This is a genomic window from Streptomyces sp. NPDC026417 (assembly GCF_055567695.1).
In genome coordinates, this window is the sequence record NZ_JBVHPY010000002.1 from 252,232 (window position 1) to 259,011 (window position 6,780).

Genomic DNA, 6,780 nt, shown 5'->3' on the forward strand with positions numbered 1-6,780 from the left:
CCCCGTGCCCCTCGCCGGCCGCACGTCGCAGCCACCGCCGTACCCGCGCGGCCGCGGAACGCACAGCACGACGCCGCGTCCGGACACAACTACGGCCCGGCGTGACGCAGTTGACGCGCCGCCTCAGGGAAGGATCGAGTCGACGTACCCGCCGTCCACCCGGACGGCTCCCCCGGTGGTTGCCGACGCCTGATCCGAGCTGAGGTAGACGACGAGGTTCGCGATCTCCTCGGGCTCGATCAGCCGCTGGAGCAGGGACTGCGGGCGGTGCTCCCGCATGAAGGCGCGCTGCGCCTCGTCCCAGGGCAGGTCTCGGTCGACCAGCTCGTACACGAACTCCTCCACGCCGCCCGTGTGCGTGGGTCCCGCGATGACGGAGTTGACCGTGACACCCGTCCCCGCGGCCTCCTTGGCGAACCCGCGGCTCACGGAGAGCAGCGCGGTCTTGGACATGCCGTAGTGGATCATCTCGGCCGGGATCGCCACCGCCGAGTCGCTCGCGATGTACTGCACGCGCCCCCAGCCCCGCCGCATCATGCCGGGCAGGTAGGCGCGGGTGAGGCGGACCGCCGCGAGGACGTTCACCTCGAAGTAGCGCCGCCACTCCTCGTCGCTGATCTCCAGCGCGGGCTTCGCCCCGAAGATGCCGAGGTTGTTGACGAGGACGTCCACCTCGGACAAGGTCTCCAGGGCCCGGCCGGCTCCCTCCTCGGTCCCGAGGTCGGCGGCCACCGGGACGAACTGCGCCTGCGGTGCCTGCTTCGTCAGCTCGGCGACGGCCTCCTCGACCCGGCCCTCGTCCCGCCCGTTGACCCCGACGCGGGCGCCCGCCCGGGCGAGGCCCACCGCGATGGCCGCCCCGATGCCCTGGGTCGAGCCCGTGACGAGCGCGGTCCGTCCTTCGAGATTCAGCTGCATCAGCACACTCCACTGCCGTGACGGCGGACCCGGGCACGGCGCCGCAGTCCTCGTACGATCATCCGCGATTACCCGGCCGTCGGCATGCGATACGCCGTTTCACCGGCCCGTCAGCACCGATCCCGGCGAGGCGCTCTCCATCGGACGGCGCCCGGTCAGCGATCCGCGGAGGACGCACCCGGAGCCGCGATCGCGTCCCCGCGGGCCGGGGCGCGCAGGCGGCTCAGCGACCCGCCGTGCAGGGGCGTGGTGTGCCAGCGTGCGGTGAACGTGCGCGAGGCGAGGGAGCAGGTCACGGTCAACCGGTGCGGTGTCTCCAGGAAGAGCACGTCGACGCCCAGCGTCTCCGGGCCGGTCCATCCGCCGCTCACCGCAGCGGGCAGGGACCCCGTGCCGACGGTCCAGCCGGAGGCCCCGAGCCGTAGGCCGATGGGCGAGCCGCCCTCGTCGAGCGACACGGTCCAGCCGTCGGCGTCCACGTCGACCACCACCCCTGTCAGCCTCTCCGGCCGGGCGCCGTCGTCCGGCGCCGGCGTGAAGCGTGCTCCGGCCCAGGCCTCCGCCTGCCCGGGCGGCTCGGCGCTGCCGGCCACCGGCGTCAGCGCCAGTCCCGCAAGGCGCTTGGCCAGGCTCTCGTCGTCCGCGCCGGGCAGGGCGGGGGCCGCCCCGGCGGGGTCGGCCGCGTCGTGCGGCGCGGGGCCGAACGCGGGCAGCAGGTGCCGCCACGCAAGATCGAGCACGTCCTGCATCCGCTCGGTCGCCGCGGTCGTCGCGACGACCGCGTCCTGTTCGGGCAGGACGAGGCAGAACTGCCCGTACGCCCCGTCGCCCCGGTAGCCGTGCCGGGCCATCCAGAACTGGAACCCGTAGCCCTGCTGCCAGTCCGACCCCACGCCCGCCAGGGTCCCGTCCGAGGTGGAGACGTGCGGCCGGGTCGCCTCGGCGACCCACGCGGCCGGGAGGACGCGCCGCCCCTCCCACACGCCGTCCTGCAGATAGAGCTGCCCCAGGCGCGCGATCGCGTCGGTCGTGGCGTGCAGTCCGCTGAAGCCCAGGTCGCGCCCGGCGGGACGCTGGATCCAGGCCACCTCTCCGATCCCCAGTGGGTCGAACAGCCGGGGTCGCAGATAGTCCGTCAGCGTCCGCCCCGTCACCCGCTGCACGATGGCGGCCAGGGTGTACGTGGCGGGCTGGTTGTAGGCGAAGACGGTGCCCGGGTCCCGGTCGGGCGGGGTGAGCAGAAAGCCGCGCACGGGCTCCTCGCGATCGCGCCGGAAGGCCGCCTCGTGGGTCTCGGCGAGATGGCCGCTGGCCATGGACGCGACGTGGCGTACCAGCATGGCCCGGCTGCGCGGGTCGGTGATGTCCGCCTCGAACTCCGGGAAGTACGAGATCACCGGGGCGTCGAGGTCCAACAGCCCCTCGGCGACGGCGAGTCCGGCGGCTGTGGAGGTGAAGCTCTTGCTCAGCGAGTAGAGCAGATGGGGGCGTTCGGGAGTGTAGGGCGCCCACCATCCGGAGGCCACGAGGTGACCGTGCCGCAGGATCATCAGGCTGTGCGGCTCGATGCCGGGGGCGGCCTCGATCGCGTCCAGGAACGCGTGGACACCGGACGCCTCGACTCCCTGGGCGGCGGGACTGCTGACGGACAGCGGGCGGGCGCTCATGCGGGACGGCCTCCGGGCGGCTCGGGTTCGACGGACTGGCGGCGGTGAGCGAGGCGGCGATCCGGCTGGGCGGACATGCCGCTCGACCCGGGCGGACCGTGCCGCTCGACGGCCCCCGACAGCTGGGTGCACACGCCATCCTTCCCCCGGTGGCCCCCCGGTGTCCACGGCGGATGTCCATGCCGCCGGACGCACGCCTCTTGTAGGTCGACACAGCTGCTGCATAGGATCGTCCGGAATCGAATGAAACGTTTCAATGAGTCATGCACGGCACAGCACCCCTCCCCTCCACCGAAGGGCAGCAGATGGCCAAGGGCTGGAACCGCCGGGTCTTCCTGAGGAGCTCAGTCGTCGGCGCGGGCGCCACCGTCGCCCTCGGCCCGCCGACGGCCGACACCGCCGCCGCGGCAGCAGGGACCGCCGCCGCCGCACGGCCGGGCGGTCTGCACATCACGCGCACGACCGTCGAGTACGCCGAAAACCTGCTCGGCACCGAGGTCGAACGTCCGCGCCTCACCTGGGTGTTGACGGCCGAGGGGCAGGCGGCGCGCCAGTCCGCCTACCAGGTCAGGGTCGCCCTGGGCCCGCAGGAACTCCGCAAGGGGCGACGGCTCGTCTGGGACTCGGGCCGGGTGACGTCGGACCGTACCGTCGGGGTCGTCTACGCGGGCCCCGCCCTGGAGCCCCGTACGCGGTACCACTGGCAGGTCCGCGTCTGGGACGCAAAGGGCCGGCCGTCGGCCTGGAGCGCCCCGCGGTGGTGGGAGACAACGTTGCCGTCGGACGCGTGGCGCGGCGTCTGGATCGGCGCCGACGCCCCGCCCGAGCCCCCCGGCTTCACCGGCGCGGCCTGGATCTGGTCGCCGGGCTCCACCGCGGGCTCCTCCCCCACGGGGCCGCGCTGGTTCCGCGGCTCCACCACGCTGCCCGCCGGCACCGAGGTGCGCAGGGCCACCGTGGTGGCCACGGCCGACGACGACTTCACGCTCCACGTCGGCGGGCAGCAGGTGCTGCACCAGCCCGAGCGCACGGACGCCTGGCGCTCCGAGCAGTCGGCGGACGTCACGGAGCAGGTGCGGGCCGCGGACGGCGGACGAGTCGTGGTGGCCGCCCTGGCGACCAACCGTGGCGGCGCCTCGGTGAACCCGGGCGGACTGCTCGTCCGCCTGGTCGTCGAGACCGCGTCCGGAGACACCGTCGAACTCGCCACCGGGGACGGCTGGCGCTGTGCGGGAAGCGAGCAACAGGACTGGCAGCTGCCGGAGTTCGACGACGGGGACTGGGCGGAGGCGGCAGTGCTCGCCCCGTACGGCCAGGGCCCCTGGGGTGACGGCGTGACGGTCCCCTCGGCCGAGCGCCCCGCTCCCCTGCTCCGCCGCGAGTTCGACGTCCCCGAGGCGGTGGTGCGGGCCCGCCTGCACATCAGTGGCCTCGCCTACTACGACGCCGAGCTCAACGGCGTTCGCGTCGGCCGCCAGGTCCTCGACCCCGGCTTCACGGACTACGAGGAGACGGTCCTCTACGCCGTGCACGACGTCACGGACCAGGTCCGCCGCGGCCGCAACGCGATCGGGGTGACGCTCGGCCGCGGTTTCTTCGGCATGACGACGCCCAACGTCTGGAATTGGCACCGGCCGCCCTGGCACGGCGAGCCGCGGTTGCTGGCGCAACTGGAGATCGACCATCCGGACGGTTCCCGTACCACCGTCGCCACGGACGGCGGCTGGCGCATGACCGAGGGGCCCACTCGCTCCAACTCGCTGTACGCAGGCGAGAGTTACGACGCCCGCAGGGCTCCGGTCGGCTGGACGCGTGCCGGCTTCGACGACGCCGGCTGGCAGGAGGCCCCCCGGCAGAGCGCCCCGAAGGGGACGCTGCGCGCCCAGACCCACGACCCGATCGAGGTCGTCGAGACGGTGCATCCGGTGGCGGTCACGGAGTTGGCGGCGGGCGTCCACGTGGTCGACATGGGACGGACGATGGCGGGCTGGTCGCGGCTGACCGTCCGGGCCCCGGCGGGGACGACGGTGCGCCTGGTGCACGGCGAGAAGCTGAACGACGACGGCAGTGTGCGGGCCGAGACCGGGCACGTGCCGGGCCGCTTCCAGACGGACGAGTACGTCTGCGCGGGCGACGGCGAGGAGGTGTGGGAGCCGAGGTTCTCGTACAAGGGCTTCCGCTACGTGCAGGTCAGCGGGTTGCCCGCGAAGCCGGAGCCCGCACAGGTGCTCGGCCGGGTGGTGCACACCCCGGTCGAGCGGACGGGCACCTTCGCCTGTTCGGAGCCGTTCTACGAGCGGCTGGAGGCGGCGATGCGGCGGACCGTCCTGAACAACCTGCACGGCATCCCCACGGACACGCCGATGTACGAGAAGAACGGCTGGACCGGCGACGCGCAGCTACGCCTTCGGACTGGTCCCGCCCGGCGCGCGGGCGGACGTCGTGGCGTCCCTGGTCGCCGACATCCGCCGGCGCGGCGACCACCTCAACACAGGGGCGCTGGGGACGAGCGTGCTGCTGCGCGAACTGTCCGCGCAGGGGCACCCGGAGGTGGCGCACGCGATCGCCACCCAGCGCACCTATCCGGGGTGGGGGTACTGGTTCGAGCACGGGGCGGACACCATGTGGGAGATGTGGCCGCTGGACTCCCGTTCCCGGGACCACTATTTCCAGGGGACGGTCGTGCAGTGGCTCTACGAGAACGTGGCGGGCCTGCGCCCCGGAGACGCGGGCTACCGGACCTTCACGGTGCGCCCCGACGGCCGTACCGGCGTGGACTGGGCGCGCACCACGGTGCACACGGTACGGGGCGAGGCGGCCGTCGCCTGGTCCGTCGTCGGCACCTCGCTGCGGCTGTCGGTGCGGGTCCCGGTGGGTTCCACGGCGGAGGTCCACGTGCCGGCCGGGACGCGTTCCGCCGTCCGGGCTCCGGAGGGGGCGGCGTTCCTGCGGACGGAGCCGGGGTTCGTCGTATACGGGACTCCGCACGGAAGCTGGGAGTTCGTGGCCCGCGCGGGGTAGTGGATCCGTACGGGGGACGGTCCCTGTTTCCGGATCACCGGATCGGGGACCCGTCTCGTATGGTGCAAATCGGATACACGATGATGACGGAGCAAGCCGGTCCCCGTGACCTCGTCGACCACGTGGTACGGGCCGAGCAGGCCGGGTTCGACTTCTCGGTGACGTCGGACCACTACTTCCCGTGGCTGGAGTCGCAGGGCCATTCGCCGTATGCCTGGAGTGTGCTCGGGGCCGCCGCTCAGGCCACCTCGCGGATCCCGCTGATGACCTACGTGACGTGTCCGTCGTTCCGCTACCACCCCGCGGTGGTGGCGCAGAAGGCGGCGACGATGCAGCTGCTGTCCGAGGGCAGGTTCCGGCTGGGCCTCGGTTCGGGCGAGAACCTCAACGAGCATGTGGTGGGCGGCGGCTGGCCGTCGGTCGACGTCCGGCACGAGATGCTGGAGGAGGCACTGGGCATCATCCGCGACCTGTTCGAGGGCGGCCATGTCACGCGCCGCGGGACGCACTTCGACGTGGAGTCGGCCAAGCTGTGGGACCTCCCGGACCAGGCTCCGCCCATCGGGGTCGCCGTGTCCGGCGAGCGGTCCTGCCGGCTGGCGGGCCGGCTCGCCGATCTCGTCATCGCCACGGAGCCCAAGGCGGACCTGCTCGACGGTTTCGACCGGCACGGCGGGCAGGGCAAGCCCCGGGTGGGACAGCTCCCCGTCTGCTACGACCCCGACCGGGACACGGCTGTGAAGCGGGCACACGACCAGTTCCGCTGGTTCGGCAGCGGGTGGAAGGTCAACTCCGAGCTGCCGCACCCCAATTCGTTCGCGGGGGCGACCCAGTTCGTCACCCCCGACGACGTCGCCGAGTCGATCCCGTGCGGTGACGACCCCGAGGCCTTCGTCGAGGCGGTGCGCCCCTACGCCGAGGCCGGGTTCACCGAGATCGCACTCGTGCAGATCGGCGGCGAGTCGCAGCCTGCCTATCTGGACTGGTCGGAGAAGACCCTGCTGCCGGCCCTGCGCAACGCGTTCGCCTGATCCCGGACCCGGGGTGGGGGGGGGGGGGGGGGGGGGGGGAGGGGGCGAGCCCCCGGTCCGCCCGTCCCTGCGGGGGCTGTGGGGGAGGAGGGTAGTGGCTGGGTCCGGGAACAAAAGGTCCTGTTCCCCCCCACGCCCGGCCC

General features: G+C 73.1%; 4 protein-coding genes and 1 pseudogene. 3 read left to right on the plus strand and 2 right to left on the minus strand.

Annotated elements, in window-relative coordinates; all coding sequences use genetic code 11:
* Positions 1-123 precede the first annotated feature (123 nt).
* Positions 124-918 (minus strand): SDR family oxidoreductase, encoded by a 795-nt coding sequence (locus ACZ4NT_RS03915; protein ID WP_121409248.1) that lies wholly within the window; start codon positions 916-918, stop codon positions 124-126.
* A 155-nt stretch (positions 919-1,073) separates the two neighbouring features.
* Positions 1,074-2,585 (minus strand): serine hydrolase domain-containing protein, encoded by a 1,512-nt coding sequence (locus ACZ4NT_RS03920; RefSeq protein ID WP_467723189.1) that lies wholly within the window; start codon positions 2,583-2,585, stop codon positions 1,074-1,076.
* A gap of 305 nt (positions 2,586-2,890) precedes the next feature.
* Here ACZ4NT_RS03920 and ACZ4NT_RS03925 point away from each other — a divergent pair.
* The 3 genes and pseudogenes from ACZ4NT_RS03925 to ACZ4NT_RS03935 form a co-directional block, all read left to right on the plus strand.
* Positions 2,891-4,922: pseudogene (locus ACZ4NT_RS03925) on the plus strand (family 78 glycoside hydrolase catalytic domain); the annotation flags it as partial.
* A 105-nt stretch (positions 4,923-5,027) separates the two neighbouring features.
* On the plus strand, positions 5,028-5,606 hold the full coding sequence (locus tag ACZ4NT_RS03930) for an alpha-L-rhamnosidase-related protein (protein ID WP_467723567.1): 579 nt from the start codon (positions 5,028-5,030) through the stop codon (positions 5,604-5,606).
* Between the two features lie 59 nt (positions 5,607-5,665).
* On the plus strand, positions 5,666-6,637 hold the full coding sequence (locus ACZ4NT_RS03935) for an LLM class F420-dependent oxidoreductase (RefSeq protein ID WP_121409250.1): 972 nt from the start codon (positions 5,666-5,668) through the stop codon (positions 6,635-6,637).
* Positions 6,638-6,780: the final 143 nt, after the last annotated feature.